The sequence below is a fragment of the Gallaecimonas zhanjiangensis genome, assembly GCF_057624825.1.
The window spans coordinates 2,866,275-2,881,762 of the sequence record NZ_CM172603.1 but is presented as its reverse complement, the minus strand read 5'-3'; the positions used below and the strand labels follow the sequence as shown (position 1 = coordinate 2,881,762).

The 15,488-nt window shown below is 61.5% G+C and carries 13 protein-coding genes; 6 read left to right on the top strand and 7 right to left on the bottom strand.

Going from position 1 to position 15,488, the window contains the following annotated elements; translation table 11 throughout:
• The first annotated feature begins 150 nt into the window (after positions 1-150).
• The 5 genes from kdpA to AC22G1_RS13730 are packed head-to-tail and all read left to right on the top strand — an operon-like array spanning position 151 to position 7,602.
• Positions 151-1,818 (top strand): potassium-transporting ATPase subunit KdpA, encoded by a 1,668-nt coding sequence (gene kdpA / locus AC22G1_RS13750; protein ID WP_487313871.1) that lies wholly within the window; start codon positions 151-153, stop codon positions 1,816-1,818.
• Positions 1,818-3,821 (top strand): potassium-transporting ATPase subunit KdpB, encoded by a 2,004-nt coding sequence (gene kdpB, locus AC22G1_RS13745; RefSeq protein ID WP_487313870.1) that lies wholly within the window; start codon positions 1,818-1,820, stop codon positions 3,819-3,821. The genes kdpA and kdpB overlap by 1 nt, the downstream gene beginning before the upstream one ends.
• A gap of 10 nt (positions 3,822-3,831) precedes the next feature.
• Positions 3,832-4,347 carry a potassium-transporting ATPase subunit C gene (locus AC22G1_RS13740; RefSeq protein WP_487313869.1) on the top strand — a complete coding sequence of 172 codons (516 nt, stop codon included), beginning with the start codon at positions 3,832-3,834 and terminating at the stop codon, positions 4,345-4,347.
• Positions 4,337-6,925 (top strand): DUF4118 domain-containing protein, encoded by a 2,589-nt coding sequence (locus tag AC22G1_RS13735; protein WP_487313868.1) that lies wholly within the window; start codon positions 4,337-4,339, stop codon positions 6,923-6,925. Before AC22G1_RS13740 ends, AC22G1_RS13735 begins: the two co-directional genes overlap by 11 nt.
• Positions 6,922-7,602: a response regulator gene (locus tag AC22G1_RS13730; RefSeq protein ID WP_487313867.1), complete on the top strand. Its 681-nt coding sequence runs from the start codon at positions 6,922-6,924 to the stop codon at positions 7,600-7,602. Before AC22G1_RS13735 ends, AC22G1_RS13730 begins: the two co-directional genes overlap by 4 nt.
• Here the strand turns inward: AC22G1_RS13730 and AC22G1_RS13725 are convergent.
• The 5 genes from AC22G1_RS13725 to AC22G1_RS13705 form a co-directional block, all read right to left on the bottom strand.
• Complete coding sequence (locus AC22G1_RS13725; protein WP_487313866.1) at positions 7,592-8,101, bottom strand: winged helix-turn-helix transcriptional regulator; 510 nt, start codon at positions 8,099-8,101, stop codon at positions 7,592-7,594. The genes AC22G1_RS13730 and AC22G1_RS13725 overlap by 11 nt on opposite strands.
• Positions 8,102-8,169: 68 nt before the next feature.
• Positions 8,170-8,877 carry an SDR family oxidoreductase gene (locus AC22G1_RS13720; protein WP_487313865.1) on the bottom strand — a complete coding sequence of 236 codons (708 nt, stop codon included), beginning with the start codon at positions 8,875-8,877 and terminating at the stop codon, positions 8,170-8,172.
• 225 nt (positions 8,878-9,102) lie between these two features.
• On the bottom strand, positions 9,103-10,641 hold the full coding sequence (locus AC22G1_RS13715; protein ID WP_487316725.1) for a DHA2 family efflux MFS transporter permease subunit: 1,539 nt from the start codon (positions 10,639-10,641) through the stop codon (positions 9,103-9,105).
• Positions 10,642-10,676: 35 nt separating this feature from the next.
• Positions 10,677-11,720 (bottom strand): HlyD family secretion protein, encoded by a 1,044-nt coding sequence (locus AC22G1_RS13710; protein ID WP_487313864.1) that lies wholly within the window; start codon positions 11,718-11,720, stop codon positions 10,677-10,679.
• Between the two features lie 270 nt (positions 11,721-11,990).
• Positions 11,991-12,260, bottom strand: coding sequence for a metal/formaldehyde-sensitive transcriptional repressor (locus AC22G1_RS13705; protein ID WP_417354863.1), 270 nt, complete (start codon positions 12,258-12,260; stop codon positions 11,991-11,993).
• A 94-nt stretch (positions 12,261-12,354) separates the two neighbouring features.
• Here AC22G1_RS13705 and AC22G1_RS13700 point away from each other — a divergent pair, with 94 nt between their 5' ends.
• Positions 12,355-13,218 carry a nickel/cobalt efflux transporter gene (locus AC22G1_RS13700; protein ID WP_487313863.1) on the top strand — a complete coding sequence of 288 codons (864 nt, stop codon included), beginning with the start codon at positions 12,355-12,357 and terminating at the stop codon, positions 13,216-13,218.
• A 25-nt stretch (positions 13,219-13,243) separates the two neighbouring features.
• Here AC22G1_RS13700 and AC22G1_RS13695 read toward each other — a convergent pair whose 3' ends face one another.
• Positions 13,244-14,113, bottom strand: a complete 870-nt coding sequence (locus AC22G1_RS13695; RefSeq protein ID WP_487313862.1) for a hypothetical protein — start codon at positions 14,111-14,113, stop codon at positions 13,244-13,246.
• Positions 14,114-14,122: 9 nt separating this feature from the next.
• On the bottom strand, positions 14,123-15,367 hold the full coding sequence (locus AC22G1_RS13690; RefSeq protein WP_487313861.1) for an alpha/beta fold hydrolase: 1,245 nt from the start codon (positions 15,365-15,367) through the stop codon (positions 14,123-14,125).
• Positions 15,368-15,488: the final 121 nt, after the last annotated feature.

Here is a 15,488-nt window from a genome sequence, read left to right as displayed (position 1 = left end):
TTTATAGCCCCTTAACGGCCCTTGTTCTTAGGCTTTCTTGGTCCATTGAACCGAGAGAACCCTCATGAACTGGCTGTATCTTTTCGTTGTTGTCGCCTTGCTCTGTTACCTGGGCTTTGCCCTGGTTCGCAGCGAGCACTAGGAGGCGACATGTGGCAACAATGGTTTTACCCCTTGCTGTTTATCCTGCTGGTGCTGCTGCCGGCGCCCTGGCTTGGCCGCTACATTCACCGCGTGCTGGAAGGGCCGGGCCATGCCCTGGATAAAGGCCTTTTAAAGCTTTGCACCAGCGATAGCCAAGGGCAGAACTGGCAGCGCTACCTTGGCAGCCTGCTGGCCTTTAACCTCGCCGGCATGGCGCTGTTGATGCTGGTGCTGATGGCCCAGGGCTTTTTACCCCTAAACCCCCAGCATCTGCCGGGTTTGCCCTGGCAACTGGCCCTCAATACCGCCGTCAGTTTTGTTTCAAATACCAACTGGCAAGCCTACAGCGGTGAGCTGCAGCTTTCCTATTTCAGCCAGATGCTGGGATTGACGGTACAAAACTTTGCCTCTGCCGCCACCGGTATTGCCGTGGCGGCGGCGCTGTTTCGGGGCATCAGCCAGCGCCAGGGCAGCCAACTGGGCAATTTCTGGCAGGATTTGCTGCGCATCGCGCTCTACCTGCTGCTGCCCATGGCGCTGGTGATGGCGCTGCTGCTTATCTGGCAAGGGGTGCCCCAGACCTTCAGCTCCTACCCGGTGGCCCATACCCTTGAAGGCGCCCAGCAGACCCTGGCTCTGGGGCCGGTGGCCTCTCAAGAAGCCATCAAGCAGCTCGGCACCAATGGCGGCGGCTTTTTCGGGGCCAACTCCGCCTATCCCTTTGAAAACCCCACGGCACTTTCCAACTGGTTGGAGATGGTGGCTTTGCTGCTGCTGCCAGCGGCCATGGTGTTTGCCTTTGGCCGCTACATCAAAGACAGCGGCCATGGCCGCGCCATCCTGGCGGCCATGCTGGTACTGCTGCTAATTGGCCTGGCGGTAGCGCTGTGGCAAGAGAGCCTGCCCGACCCAACTCTTGCCGGGTTAACCACCGAGCCTGGCAACTGGGAAGGCAAGGAAAGCCGCTTTGGCCTGACCCTCTCAACCCTCTGGGAGGTGGCCACCAGCGCCGCATCCAATGGCTCGGTCAACGCCATGCACGACAGCTTTGCGCCCCTTTCCGGCTTAGTCGCCCTGGTGAACATGCTGCTGGGGGAAGTTATCTTCGGCGGCGTTGGCGCCGGTATTTACGGCATGTTGCTGTTTGTGCTGCTGACCGTGTTCCTGTGCGGCCTGATGGTGGGCAAAACCCCGGTGTATCTTGGTAAACGGCTGGGCGCCGGGCAGATGAAATGGGTGGTGTCCAGCATGCTGGTGATGCCCCTTGGGGTGCTGGTGCTGGGCGGTTTGACCCTGCTGCTGCCGGGCCATGAGAGCGTTATCGGCAGCGACGGCCCCCATGGCCTTAGCCGCCTGCTTTATGCCTATGCCTCGGCGACCGGCAACAACGGCTCGGCCTTTGCTGGCTTTGGCGCCAGCGACAACACCCAGTGCCTGCTGCTGGCACTGGCCATGGCGCTGGGGCGCTTTGGCATCATCTTGCCGGTCATGGCGGTAGCCGGCTCCCTGGCCGGCGCGGCCAAGGTAGAAACCAGCCAGGGCGATTTTCCCATCAAGGGCGCCCTGTTCATCACCCTGCTGGTGATCACCATCCTGATGATTGGCGGCCTGGCCTTCTTGCCGGCCCTGGCTTTGGGCCCTGTCGCCGATGCCCTGACTGTGGGAGCCTTCTGATGTTCGATTCGGTTATGGCGGCTCGCGCCGCAAGCGAAGCGCTGCGCCGTTTTCACCCCAAGGCGCTGGTTAACAAACCTATCCTCTTTTGCCTGTGGGTGGCGGCGGTGCTTGCCAGCCTCGAAGCGCTGCTGGGGGCGGCCATCTCCGGTGTTGCCCCGCTTCTTGCCTGGCAGCTCACCGGCTGGCTGTGGCTGACCTTGTGGTTTGCCAACGTCGCCGAAACCCTGGCCGAAGGCCGGGGCAAGGCCCGGGCCGACAGCCTCAAGGCCAATCTCAGCCAGTTGCAGGCCCGTAAGGTGACCGGCCTTGACGACACTGAGGGCCAGTGGGTAGCCGCTCCCAGCCTGCGCCGGGGCGATATTGTGCTGGTGGAAGCGGGAGAAACCATCCCGGCGGACGGCGAAGTGGTGGCCGGTATTGCCTCGGTGAACGAGGCGGCCATTACTGGCGAGTCGGCGCCGGTGATCCGCGAGTCCGGCACCGACCGCAGCGGCGTAACCGGCAATACTCTGGTGGTGTCTGACCGCATTTATGTCGAGGTGAGCGCCGAGCCGGGGCAGGGCACCCTGGATAGAATGATTGCCCTGGTAGAAGGGGCCAAGCGCCAGAAAACCCCTAACGAGCAGGCCCTTGATACCTTGCTGGTGGGGCTGACCCTCATCTTCCTGCTGGTGGTGGCCACCTTGCCCTGGTTCTTAGGTTACAACGGCAGCCAGGTGCCAAGGCTCTACCTCATCGCCCTTTTTATCACCTTGATCCCCACCACCATCGGCGGCTTGTTGTCGGCCATCGGCATTGCCGGCATGGACCGGCTGGTCAAGTTGAACGTGATTGCCAAATCCGGCCGCGCCGTGGAGGCCGCTGGCGATGTGCGCACCCTGCTGCTGGATAAAACCGGCACCATCACCTTTGGCAACCGCATGGCCGATGCCTTTATCCCGGCACCGGGGGTCGACCAAGCCCGGCTGGCCGAGGCGGCGGCCCTGGCCTCCTTGGGGGACAACACCCCCGAGGGCAAATCCATCCTGGTGCTGGCAGCCTTACCCCAGTGCGAGGAAGCGCCGGGGGACGAGGTGGTGGCCTTTTCGGCGCAAAGCCGCCTCAGTGGCCTTGACCGGGGCGGGCAGCGCTATCGCAAGGGTGCGGTGGACGCGGTGCTGCGCCATTTGGGTCTTGCCGCAGGCGAGGCCCCTGAGCCCTTGATGCAGGCGGTGGACGCCATTGCCCGCCAGGGCGGCACGCCGCTGCTGGTGTGCCAGGGCCAAAGCCTGCTGGGGGCGGTGCACCTTAAAGACATCATCAAACCCGGCATCAAGGCGCGCTTTCAGGCGCTGCGCGCCCTTGGGATCCGCACCGTGATGATCACTGGTGACAACCCCCTCACCGCCGCCGCCATCGCCGCCGAAGCGGGGGTAGACGATTTTGTCGCCGAGGCCACCCCCGAGAAAAAACTGGCCTATATCCGCCAGGAGCAACAAGACGGCCGGCTGGTGGCCATGTGCGGCGACGGCGCCAACGACGCCCCGGCCCTGGCCCAGGCCGATGTGGGCCTGGCCATGAACGAGGGCACTCAGGCGGCAAAAGAAGCCGGCAACCTGGTGGACCTGGACTCCAACCCCACCAAGCTGCTGGACGTGGTGCAAGTGGGCAAGCAGCTCTTGGTAACCCGTGGCGCCTTGACCACCTTCTCTATCGCCAACGACTTGGCCAAGTACTTTGCCATCTTGCCGGCGCTCTTTGTGGCGGCCTATCCCCAACTGGGAGTGCTGAACCTGATGCACCTGGCTAGCCCGCAAAGCGCCATCCTCTCGGCCATCATCTTTAACGCATTGATCATCATCGCCCTGGTGCCGTTGGCCCTTAAAGGAGTCAGCCTCAAGGGCAGCGCCAGTGCCTTGCTGCGCCGCAACCTGCTGCTGTACGGGGTCGGTGGGCTGGTGGTGCCTTTTGTTGGTATCAAACTGATTGATTTGGCTATTTCGACCCTGGGCCTAGTGTAAGGAGCCCCTGATGAACGCTATCCGTACCCTGCTGGTACTCACCCTGCTGCTGGGCCTTGGCTACCCCATGTTGGTCACTGGCCTTGGCCAGTGGCTGTTCCCGGCCCAGGCCAACGGCAGCCTTATCCACGACGGCGCCGGGCGCCTTATCGGCTCGGCCCTTATCGGTCAGGGTTTTAGCGGCGCCGGCTATTTTCACAGCCGGCCCTCGGCCACCGGTTATGACGGCGCTGGCTCTGGCGCCACTAACCTTCCCCAAGGTAGCGCCGCGCGCCGCTCCTTTGCCGAGGTTCAGCCCTACAGCCACCCGGCCATGCTCACCAAAAGTGCTTCAGGGGTAGACCCGGATCTCCCCCTGGCGGCGGCCCTGGAGCAGGTGCCGAGGGTGGCGGCGGCCAGGGGACTGCCGGCTGCCAAGGTGCAAAGCCTGGTTCTTAGCCGGCGCCAAGCTGGTATTCTTGGCCCGCAAGTGGTTAATGTGCTGCTGCTGAATCTGGCCCTGGATAAGGAACCCTATGCGCGATGATGTCCGCGCCGACGCCCTGCTGGCTGAGCTGGAACAAGACTCGCCGCGGGGCAAGCTGAAGATATTTTTAGGCGCGGCCCCTGGCGTGGGTAAAACCTACGCCATGCTCCAGGCCCTGCCGGCGCTGATCGCTCAGGGGCTGGACGTGGTGGTAGGGGTAGTGGAAACCCATGGCCGCCAAGACACCCAAGAGCTGCTGGCGGGTCTGGAGGTAGCGCCGCGCCGGTCCTTGGCCCACCGTGGCCAAACCCTTGACGAGATGGATCTCGATGGCCTGTTGGCCCGCCGCCCGCAACTGGCGGTGGTAGATGAGCTAGCCCACAGCAATGCTCCCGGCAGCCGCCACCAAAAGCGCTACCAGGATGTAGAAGAGCTGCTGGCGGCCGGCATTGATATCTACAGCACCCTCAACGTCCAGCACCTAGAAAGCCTCAACGATGTGGTCTGGCAGCTGACCGGGGTCAGAGTCAAGGAAACCCTCCCCGACAAGGTATTGTTGGGGGCCGACAGCCTGGTGCTAATTGACCTGCCCCCCAGGGAGCTGCTGGCGCGCCTGAAAGAGGGCAAGGTCTACATGGAAGCCCAGGCGCGGGCCGCCTTGCAGGCCTTTTTCTCGCTGCCCAACCTCACCGCCCTTCGCGAGCTGGCCATGCAGGCGGCGGCCAGTCATGTGGAAGGCCACATGCAGCTGCAATGGCAGGCCCAGGGCCGCGAGCAAGCCTCTTTGCGTGGCAAGCTGATGGTGTGCCTGGCCGATAACGGCGCTGCCAGTGCCCTGGTGCGCCATGGCCATCGCATTGCCCAGCGCCGCCAACAGCCCTGGCTGGTGCTGCATGTGCAAACCAGAGGCACCCCTTCTGCGGCCCTCGCCGACGCCCTGGCGCTGGCCTCGCAGCTTGGCGCCCGGGTTTTGACCCTCGCCAGCCCCTGGGTGGGGGCAACCTTGGTGGATACCGCCCGCAGCCAGCATGTCTCGCAGCTGCTGCTGGGTAAACCCAAGCCGCGCTGGTGGCGCCGTTCGCTGCTTCGCTACCTGATGGCCAAGGCCAGCCAGCTGGAGCTGACCCTGGTGGACACCCAGGTTGCCAAGCCCAGCCCCTCTTCCTTGCGCGCGCCGGCGCCGGGGCGCTGGGGGCAGCTGGCCCTTGGGGTTGGCATCATGACCCTGGCAACCCTGATCGCCCTGGCGGCGGCGCCCTGGCTGCCGGCATCGGCCATGGCGCTGCTGTTTGTGCTGGGGGTGCTGGCTACCGCCCTTTCTACCAGCGTAGTGCCGGCCTCCTTGGCGGCGCTGCTGGGCTTTGTGGCGTTCAACTTCTTTTTCACCGAGCCCTATTACACCCTGGCGGTGGCCAGTAACAGCGATCTGTTGACCTTGCTGGCGTTGCTGGTGGTAGGCATGGCCGCCGGCCGGCTGGCCGCCAAACAGCGCCAGCAACTGGTGGGGCTTCGCGAATCCCACCGTATCGGCACGGCGCTGTTGGGCCTGAGCCAGGCCCTGGCATCGGCCCACAGCAAAGACGAGGTGCTGGGCCTTGGCGCCTCGGCCGTGGCCGACGCCCTGGCGCTCAAGGTGTTTTGCGTGGGTAGCGAAGAGGCCTTGCAGCAGCGCGGCCTTGGCATGACCGATCAGGCGGCGCTGCAATGGTGCCTGGCCCACCAGCAGGTGGCGGGCCACTTTACCCAGACCCTCAACGCCGCCGCCATGCAGTATCAACCCCTGGGGGAGGGCCAGGCCCTGGCGCTTGAGCTGCCAAGTGCTTTGGGTAGCGGCGCCGAGCACCAGCTCCAGGCCATGCTGGCGGATATCCGCGCGGCTCTCGCCAGGGTAGAGCTGGACAGCCGCTTGCAGCAAAGTGAATTTCAGGCTGAAACCGACCGGATGCGCGCCGCTTTGTTGTCGTCGGTCTCCCACGACCTTAAAACCCCCCTTGCCAGCATCATGGGGGCCAGCACTACTTTGCTGGACTACGACGATCGCCTGGCCCCGGCCGACAAAACCGAGCTGCAATTTTCCATCTTGCAAGAAGCGCAGCGCCTGCACGGTTACGTGCAAAACCTGTTGGATATGACCCGTCTCGGCCAGCCGGATTTTATCCTTAATCGCGAGCCGGTGACCCTGGCGGCCTTGATTGACGGCGCCGCCGGGCGTTTGGCGGCAGCTCTTAGCCAGCATCCCCTGCAAACCCACCTGGACCCGGCCCTGCCCAGGCTTCGGGTACACCCGGCGCTCATAGAGCAGGTGCTGGTCAATATTTTGGATAACGCCGCCCGCTACTCGCCCCCCGGCAGCCCCATCGAGATACGCGCCATGGTGGCGGCCCCGGATCTGTTGGTAGACATCATCGACAAAGGCGCCGGCATCAACGAGGCTGACCGCACCCGTATCTTCAACCTGTTCTACACCCAGCCGGTGGGCGACGGGGGCAGCCGCGGCACCGGCCTTGGGCTTGCCATCTCCCGGGCCATGGTGGAAGCCCACGGCGGCAAGATCTGGGCTTTCGCCGGGCCCAGCCAAACCGGCACCTGCATGCGCCTGTCCCTGCCTTTGGCCTTAAATACCGAGGAAAGCCGATGATCACCGTGCTTATCGTTGACGACGAAGCGGCCATTCGCCGCTTTTTGCGGCTGAGCCTGGCCGCCGAGGGCTTTGCGGTGCTGGAAGCGGCTACGGTCCATGAGGCCCTGGCCCTTTGCCGCCAGCAGCATCCGCAGCTGGTGGTGCTGGATCTTGGCCTGCCCGACGGCGACGGCAGCCAGGTACTGAGTGCCATCCGCCGCGACCATGACTGGCCGGTGCTGGTGTTGTCGGTGCGTGAAGACGAAGCCGAAAAAGTGCGGCTGCTGGACGCCGGTGCCAACGACTACATGACCAAACCCTTCGGCATTCAGGAGTTTATGGCAAGGGTGCGGGTGCTGCTGCGCCAGCAGCTGCGGCTGGCTCAGGGTGGGCAGCTGCGTTTTGCCAGCAGTGACCTGGAACTGGATCTGCCCAGCCAAACCCTTCGCCACCAGGGCCGGGATATTCGGCTGTCCAAGAAGGAATTTGCCTTTTTGGTGGAGCTGTTGCGCCACCCCGGCCAGGTACTGACCCAGCAACAATTGCTGGTGGCGGTGTGGGGGCCGAGCCACAAGGACGACAACCACTACCTGCGCATTGTGGTGGCAAATCTTAGGCGCAAACTTGGGGACGATGCCGAGCAGCCGGCCCTTATCGAGACCCTGCCCGGTATCGGCTACCGCTTTATGGGTTGAGGCGTTCGGCCCTTAACTTGGCATAGCGGGCCAGGCGCTCGCGCTGCTCGGCCGTTGCCGCCGGGCCCGGCGCCATCATGTGGGTGGCCGAGGTCAGGGGTTTGAGGGTATGGGCGTCTACCATCATCGGTTCAGCCGGGCGGCCAGTGTCGGTATCGATGATGTCGATGCTATGGCCCTCAGGCGCGAAATGCTTGTTGCCCCAGGCCGCAAAGGCCATCAGCACCGGCCGAAAATCCAGGCCCGCTTGAGTCAGGTGGTAGCCATAGCGGGGCGGTTTTTGCTGGTAGAGGCGTTTTTCCAGCAGCCCTTCTTCCACCAGGGTGCCCAGGCGCCGGGTCAGCATGTTGGGGGCAATGCCGAGGCTTTTTTCAAATTCGTCAAAACGGGTCAGGCCGTAAAAGGCGTCCCGCAGGATAAGGATGCTCCACCATTCCCCCACACGTTCGAGACTGCGGGCAATAGGGCAGGGTGTACCGTCGAGTTTTTTGCGTTGCATCTAGGGCCCCTTGGACTTGTCTTCGAGGCATTGTAACAGCGGCGCCCGCAAAAGGGCGCCGCCATCGCTCAGCGCTCCATGGCGGTCAGGTACACCGCCTGCTCGGGGCTCAGCCCGGCTTTGACGGCGCGGGTGACATCGTCGCCTAAAATCTCGGTCTTACCGGCTGCCACCTCTGCAATGGCTTGGCGGGCGACACTGGCAGCGCTGACCTTTTCATAGGGCACCTCTTTGGCCATGTCGGTATCCATAAAGCCCACATGCAGGGCGCTGACCTGGGTCTGTTGTTCGGCCAGATGCAAGCGCAGGCTGTTGGTGTAGCTCCAGGCGGCGGCCTTGGTGGCGGCGTAGGGCCCCAGCAGCGGCGAGCCCAGCCAACTGGCTACCGACAGCACGTTGAGGATGGCACCGCCGCCATTGGCTTTAAGCACCGGCGAGAAGGCCTGGCTGACCCGGATCATGCCGTAGAAATTGGTGTCCATCATCCGCTGGGTGGCACTGATGCTGTCTTCTTCGATAAAGCCTTTAAAGTCGGCAATGCCGGCGTTGTTGATAAGCAAAGTCACGTCGCTGCAAAGGGCGGCGGCCTTAGCGACCTCTTCCGGGCGGGTGACATCCAGCTTCACCGGCACGACCCCTGGCAGGGTGATGCTGGCCGGGTCGCGCGCCGCCGCGTAAATTTTACTGGCGCCTGCGGCTTGCAGGGCTTTGACAAATTCCAGGCCCAGGCCGCGGTTGGCGCCGGTAACAAAGGCAATGACAGGTTGGGTAGACATGGCAAATCCTCACATGGGTAGCGGGTGGGTGATACCCCGGCCTTGGACACGGCGCATCACTTAACTTTCAAATGTGAAGTAACTATGGTCTTGCTACTTTCAAAACGCGAGTAACTATAGGCGGTGCCTGCGCCATTGGCCGATACGTTACTTTTATAGCATTGAAAAATAAGGCTTTAACGCCCTGCGTGCCGGGCCGATTAGGCCCAGCGGAAAAAGCGCTCATCAGTGCCCGGCACCTTTGGGAGGCGCAGCGGCCAGGCCACGCATCAGCGGCGCGGCAAGGGTGGTGGCGATAAAAGCCACCAGCAGCACCAAAAAAACATCGGCAAAGGTCAGGGTCAGGGCTTCGCGGTAGGTTAGATGCCAGAGCTGGCGAAGGGCGGCGGCCTGGCCGCTGTCGTCGCCAAACCAGTTGCTAAAGTGGCTGGCCAGTTGGCTTAGCAGGGTGTCGGTGGCTTCGCTTGCCGGGGTCAGGTGCTCGGCGAGATGGAAAAAGTGCTGATTGGTCCTGTCATTAAGCAAGGTGGCGCAAAGGGCGATACCGATGGCGCCGCCGAGGTTTCGCATCAGGTTAAAGAGCCCCGAGGCCAGCTTGAGCCGCTCCGGTGCCAGGCTGCCAAGGGTCAGGGTAACGATGGGCGGCACCGCAAACTGCTGGCCTATGCCGCGAAGGGCCTGGGGCAGCAGCAGTTCGTGCCAGGTCCAGTCGTGGGTGATGTAGGAGAACTGCCACATCGACAGGGCAAAGCAGGCCAGGCCAAACATCATCAGCCAGCGAAGATCAACGCGGTTGGCCAGCATGGCGTAAAAGGGGATGGCCAGCAGCTGAAAGACACCGGTAGAAAACACCGCCAGGCCGGTTTGCCAGGCACTAAAGCCCTGCACCCGCCCCAGGAAGACCGGGGTGAGGTAGATGGTGGCGAAGATGCCAAGGCCGGTCATGAACGAGAAAAAGCAGCCCAGGGCAAAGTTGCTGTCGCCAAGGGCGCGAAGGTCCACCACCGGGTTGCGATAACGCAGGCTGCGCCAGACGAACAGCACGCCGCTGAGCAGGCTTATCCAAAGGGTGGCGCAGATGGTTGGGTCGCTCAGCCAATCCCAGCGCGGCCCTTCTTCCAGGGTGTATTGCAGGCAGCCGAGAAAGAGCGCCATCAGCACCATGCCGAGGTAGTCGGCGCCTTTGAGCAGCGACCAGTCGGGGCTGTCGATGTGCACCAGCCTCGGCACCACCAAGGTGACGAAAATGCCCGGTACCAGGTTGATGTAGAACAGCCATTGCCAGGCGTAATGGTCGGTGATCCAGCCGCCCAAGGTCGGCCCCAGGGTTGGGGCCAGGGAGGCGATGGCGCCGATGGTGGCGGCGGCTATTACCCGCTGTTTGCCCTGGAAGAAGGCAAAGGCAGTGGTGAACACCACCGGGATCATCGAGCCGCCCAGAAAGCCTTGCAAGGCACGGAACAAAATCATGCTCTCGATGTTCCAGGCCAGGCCGCACAAAAGGCTGGTCAAGGTAAAACCGGCTGCCGACACCGCGAACAGCCAGCGCGACGACATCACCCTCGTCAGCCAGCCCGACAGCGGTATCACCACTATCTCGGCGATAAGGTAGCTGGTTTGGATCCAGGTGGTTTGGTCGGTGCCAGCGGAGAGCCCACCGCCGATATCAAATAGCGAAGCCGAGACGATCTGGATATCCAGCAAGGCGATGAACATGCCAAGGCACATGCTGGCAAAGGCGATCACCCGGGTCCGGGTGGGCATGTCCTGAACCGGAATAAGGTTGCTCATGGGCTGTCTCAGCGCACGTCGATGCTGGCGGTAACCGACAATCCCGGGCGCAGCAGGCCCAGCTCGGCGTCTTTGCCGTCCAGGGCAATACGCACCGGTACCCGCTGTACCACTTTGGTAAAGTTGCCGGTGGCATTCTCCGGTGGCAGCACGCTAAATTGCGCCCCGGTGGCCGGCGACAGGCTCAGCACCTGGCCGTGAAAGGTACGCCCAGGCAGCACATCGGCAACGATGGTGGCACTGTTCCCCTGGTGCAGCCGCGCCAGTTGGCTTTCCTTGAGGTTGGCGTCTATCCACAGGCCATGGCTTGGCACCAGTACCAAGAGCTGAGCTGCCGTTTGGGCATAGGCGCCGGTGCGGGCCCGGCGATTCCCTACCACGCCGTCAAAGGGGGCCAGGATCCGGGTGTAGGAAAGGTCGAGGCGGGCTTTGTCCAGCACCGCTTCGGCTTGTTGCAGTTGGGCGGCCGTTTGCTGGGCCTCGGTTTGCAGCACCAGCAGTTGGCGTTCAGCCACCGCCAGGGCCGCCTCGGCTTTTTTGGTTTCGGCCTGGGCCTGTTGGTAGTCGGTGTCCGCTTGCTTGGCATGTTGTTTTGATACCAGCGACTGACCGAGCAGGCGGTGATAGCGCTGCTGATCGTCGTGGGCCCGGCTGAGCTCGGCTTGGCTGGCGGCTATCTGGTCATGCGCCTGCTCTATCACCGCTTGCTGCTGATGGCGGCGCGCCTCCAGATTTGCCTGTTGCGCTTGCTGAGCGGCCACGGCTCCCTCGGCCTTGGCCAGGGCGAGACGATAATCCCGGTCGTCCAGGGCCACCAGCAGCGCCCCTTTCTTTACCGCCTGATTGTCGGTTACCGCCACTTCGGTGATGTAACCGGGCACCTTGGCGCTGATGGGGGTGATGTTGGCTCCCACATAGGCATCGTCGGTGCTTTCGATAAAGCGCCCGGTTTGCCACCAATGCCAGCCATAAGTGCCGCCCGCCACCAGGGTTAGCAGCAACAGCGCCACCCGCAGCCCCCATTTACCTTTCGCCAGATGAAAACTGCTCATATGCCACTACGCCTCTTGCTGCTTTGCCGGGGGCCCGGAAATAGGTCACTACTAAATTGATAGTTACGTTATGCTTGTTACTTCACTTATGCAAGTTATAACGGCGCAGGGCGTAGGGCCCGCCGGGTTTTAAGGGCGAGGTATGTAGGTAAGTAATTGAAAAAATGGCATTCACGGTTTTAGGCGAGGAGGGGCGTACGGGGAGTGGAGCGAAACGGCGAGAAGCTATCGCAGCAAGGCCTGTGGCAGGCCTGCTGCGGCGCCTTGGGATTATTTGAGGTAGGACTTAATCACCTGCAGGATGGCCTCTGCTTCTTGCTGGCGTGCGCTAAGGCTTTCTTCTTCCACCAGGTGGTCCACCAAGTGGCCTTCGATAACGGCGCCCATCAGGCCGTTAACGGCGCCGCGAATGGCGGCGATTTGCTGCAAGATGGCGGCGCAGTCTTGTTCTTGGGCCAACAGTTTTTCCAACGCACTGGCTTGTCCCTGGATCCGTTTTACCCGTGCCAGCAGCTTGGCTTTGTCCTTGACGGTATGCATCGCTTTTACCTCGCACTCATATACTGGGGGGTAGTATTTTTATACTCGGGGGGAGTATCATCTTGGCCACATTATAAGGCGCATCGGAAAACGGATGGAAACCTTCTCTACCTTGTTGGCCCAAGGCAATGCCTGGCTGTTTATTCCCAGCGCCATTTTGCTGGGCGCCCTGCACGGCCTGGAGCCAGGCCACTCCAAGACCATGATGGCGGCCTTTATCGTGGCCATTCGGGGCACCTTGACCCAAGCGGTACTGCTGGGGCTGGCGGCCACTTTTTCCCATACCCTGGTGGTTTGGGCGGTGGCCATGACCGGGCTTTATTTTGGCAGCCACTGGAATGCCGAGCAGACCGAGCCTTACTTCCAGCTCGCCTCGGGGGGCATTATTGTGGTGGTGGCGCTATGGATGTTCTGGCGTACCTGGCGCCCGCACCACCATCATGACCATGACCATGACCATGACCATGACCATGACCATGACCACAGCCACAGCCACAGCCACAGCCACAGCCACAGCCACAGCCACAGCCATGCCCACCCTCATGGCGCGGCGCTAACTCTTGGCGACGGTGAATATCAAGACGCCCACGAGCGGGCCCATGCCGAAGACATTCGCCGCCGTTTTAGTAACCGCGAGGTTACTACCGGGCAGATAGTGCTGTTTGGCCTGACCGGCGGCCTTATTCCCTGCCCGGCCTCGATCACGGTATTGCTGCTGTGCCTGCAACTGAAGAAGGTGGCGCTGGGGGCAACCTTGGTGCTGAGTTTCAGTGTTGGCCTGGCATTAACGCTGGTGGCCTCCGGCGCCTTGGCGGCCCTTGGGGTGCGCCACGCCTCCAAACGTTTTGCCGGCTTTGGCGACTTTGCCCGCAAGGCCCCGTATTTCTCCAGCCTGCTTATTGGCATGGTCGGGCTTTATCTCGGGTACCAGGGGCTGGCAGGGTTGATGCACGGATAATAAAAAGGCGCCCAAGGGCGCCTTTTTATTCTTGAGGCAGTGCCAGTCGCTGCACTGTGGTGCCGGTGACCACCTTGGCGGCGTCTTCTCGCGCTCGCTCCAACCAGTACTGATCGGTATCTGGCAATAGGCGGTTAAAGCTGAAATCCAGCAGCAACAGGTGCCCAGTATCCAAGGGGCTGGCGTAATACAGATTGTCGGGGCGAAAGCCGTGATAGCTCCATTCAAAGCGTACCCAGGGCATGGTTCCCATCGTCACTTCTTCAAAAAACGTCGGTATATGGGCTGAGTCTGCATCCACAGCGCTGTCGATGTAATCGCCGTAGTCCACCAGAACCTGCGCCAGATGGGCAGGGTTGGCCTCGCCCTTTACCAGCTGCTGGTAATAGGCCTCTACTCGGGCCGGCTCAGACTGGTATTCCCGGGTGGCACAATAGGCGATGGCTTTTTGCCGTATTTGCCAGTTGTGGCCACCTTGGTCATTGAAATGGTGTTGGTAGTCGTCTTGGAGATACTGCGCTAAGGCCGTCGAGGTCGGCTCTACTAAAGGGCGCTTGAGCTTCTCCACACCCCAAATGGCGGTGACCAAGGTGAACGGCTCATGTTGATGCTTGTACCAACGTGGCTGGCGGTATTGCCAGAGGGTTGAGGCAATGGTGATGCGTGGGTGCTGGGTGCGGCGCAGTTGGCTGGCTTGGGCTTGGTTTGTCGCAAAGTCGGCGGCATCAAGCTGGCAAGGGTAGCTGCTTGGGACGCGCTCTTCTATCAGGCTGCCCGGCTTTAAAAGGTGGATTTGCGCTGTATCAAAGCGGACCTGATGAGACAAGCTGTGCTCAAGGTCGGGACCGCCATGGGTCCCGCTCTGCACCAGTTTTTGTTTTAACGTGTTCAGCAAGACGAGATCCTAGGGGCGGTACTTGGCAACGATACGGGCCCGGTCGTGGTTGCCGGTCATGACCAGTTGGTGATAGTAGGTCTCCAGCCCCAGGTAAGGCAAGGTGTGAGGGCTTGCCAGGCTGTTCTCACCAGCCACCAGCCCTGCGAACTTTAAAGAGCGGATCAGGCCCGATGGGCTGACATCGTTGCCGCCAGCCAGATTGGGTACCATATCGAAGGGGTTGTTACGGCTTGATACCATCTGGATAAGTGCCTGCTGGCACACCAAACGTGCGTCAGCCATGTTGCAGCCGGCGCCATGCAAACTGACTTTATGGCAGTTAAGCGGAGTGCCAATTTCCTTAAGGTGCACCCGCACCGCTCTGGCAAAAATAATGGCACCCTGGCTGTGTGCCACCCAATGGGTTTGCTGGCCGCGCTGCTGCGCTTCATTGAGCACCGCAGCCAAATGATGGACGTTGTGGCTAAAACCGTGGATACGGCCCGCAGCCCTTTTATCGAAGGCGCATTCCAGTAAATCTTCTTTAGCGCTGTCACTGGGGTTATGGAACAAGGTGTAGTCGTCTATCCGATAGCCTTTATAAGCCGTGTCCAAGTGAGTACCCATCAACCAGGTGGCCTTGGACAACTCGTTGAGCATACCGTTGACGGCGGCGTAGCGGGTTTCAACCCTGTGCACGGGCTGAGGAGTGGCAGTGTCCCAGTTGTCCATCAGCTTATTGACGATTTCGCTATCGCTGTTGTTGGGGTCGAATGTGGCATGGCCGGTGCGTTTCACCCGATAAAGCGCGTTGCGCTCCATGTAGCTGGCCCCTTCTTTCACCCCCAGCAGTCGTTTATCAAACAGCACATCATTGACCACGATGTTTGGGCCTTCCACGGCAAACATCACCAAATAGTGATACCCCTTAAAAGGATATTGGCTGCGGCGAAGGCGCTGAAAGGCATTCTTGCGCTGCACCGACACATCCGGCGCGCTGGGGTTTTTACAGATGCTGACTATCTCCTCAACCACTTTGAGGCGGTCAAAGTCGTTGAGGCTGCACAGCATTTGAAAGGCCTGGTGTTTGAGTTTTACCCGGGTCTCCAGCCAGGCCGACAGCTTGGCGGGGAGCTTTTTGACCGTCATGGGGCGTTGGGTGTCGTTATCAAACAGCTTGGATAGCTCGGGGTATTGAACGGCGTCTTTCCAGCTGACCAAGGTATTGGCAGCAATGCTGCGCGCTTGCGAAGAAAGCATCTGGCGTGACATGACTCTTCCTTGAGTGTGCCTAAGATCTGAACGCGAAGTATTGGGGAGGAAATTTTGGCGCGCCATGGCATATCGGACATGCCTGAACCGGAAAACAAAAGGCGCCCTAAGGCGCCTTTTT

Coding starts and splice junctions, on each gene's coding strand:
- AC22G1_RS13730 (WP_487313867.1), top strand. CDS start 6,922: ATGATCACCGTGCTTATCGTTGACGACGAAGCGGCCATTCGCCGCTTT.
- kdpB (WP_487313870.1), top strand. CDS start 1,818: ATGTTCGATTCGGTTATGGCGGCTCGCGCCGCAAGCGAAGCGCTGCGC.
- AC22G1_RS13715 (WP_487316725.1), bottom strand. CDS start 10,641: ATGCCCACCCGGACCCGGGTGATCGCCTTTGCCAGCATGTGCCTTGGC.
- AC22G1_RS13690 (WP_487313861.1), bottom strand. CDS start 15,367: ATGTCACGCCAGATGCTTTCTTCGCAAGCGCGCAGCATTGCTGCCAAT.
- AC22G1_RS13705 (WP_417354863.1), bottom strand. CDS start 12,260: ATGCATACCGTCAAGGACAAAGCCAAGCTGCTGGCACGGGTAAAACGG.
- AC22G1_RS13735 (WP_487313868.1), top strand. CDS start 4,337: ATGCGCGATGATGTCCGCGCCGACGCCCTGCTGGCTGAGCTGGAACAA.
- kdpA (WP_487313871.1), top strand. CDS start 151: ATGTGGCAACAATGGTTTTACCCCTTGCTGTTTATCCTGCTGGTGCTG.
- AC22G1_RS13700 (WP_487313863.1), top strand. CDS start 12,355: ATGGAAACCTTCTCTACCTTGTTGGCCCAAGGCAATGCCTGGCTGTTT.
- AC22G1_RS13720 (WP_487313865.1), bottom strand. CDS start 8,877: ATGTCTACCCAACCTGTCATTGCCTTTGTTACCGGCGCCAACCGCGGC.
- AC22G1_RS13740 (WP_487313869.1), top strand. CDS start 3,832: ATGAACGCTATCCGTACCCTGCTGGTACTCACCCTGCTGCTGGGCCTT.
- AC22G1_RS13710 (WP_487313864.1), bottom strand. CDS start 11,720: ATGAGCAGTTTTCATCTGGCGAAAGGTAAATGGGGGCTGCGGGTGGCG.
- AC22G1_RS13725 (WP_487313866.1), bottom strand. CDS start 8,101: ATGCAACGCAAAAAACTCGACGGTACACCCTGCCCTATTGCCCGCAGT.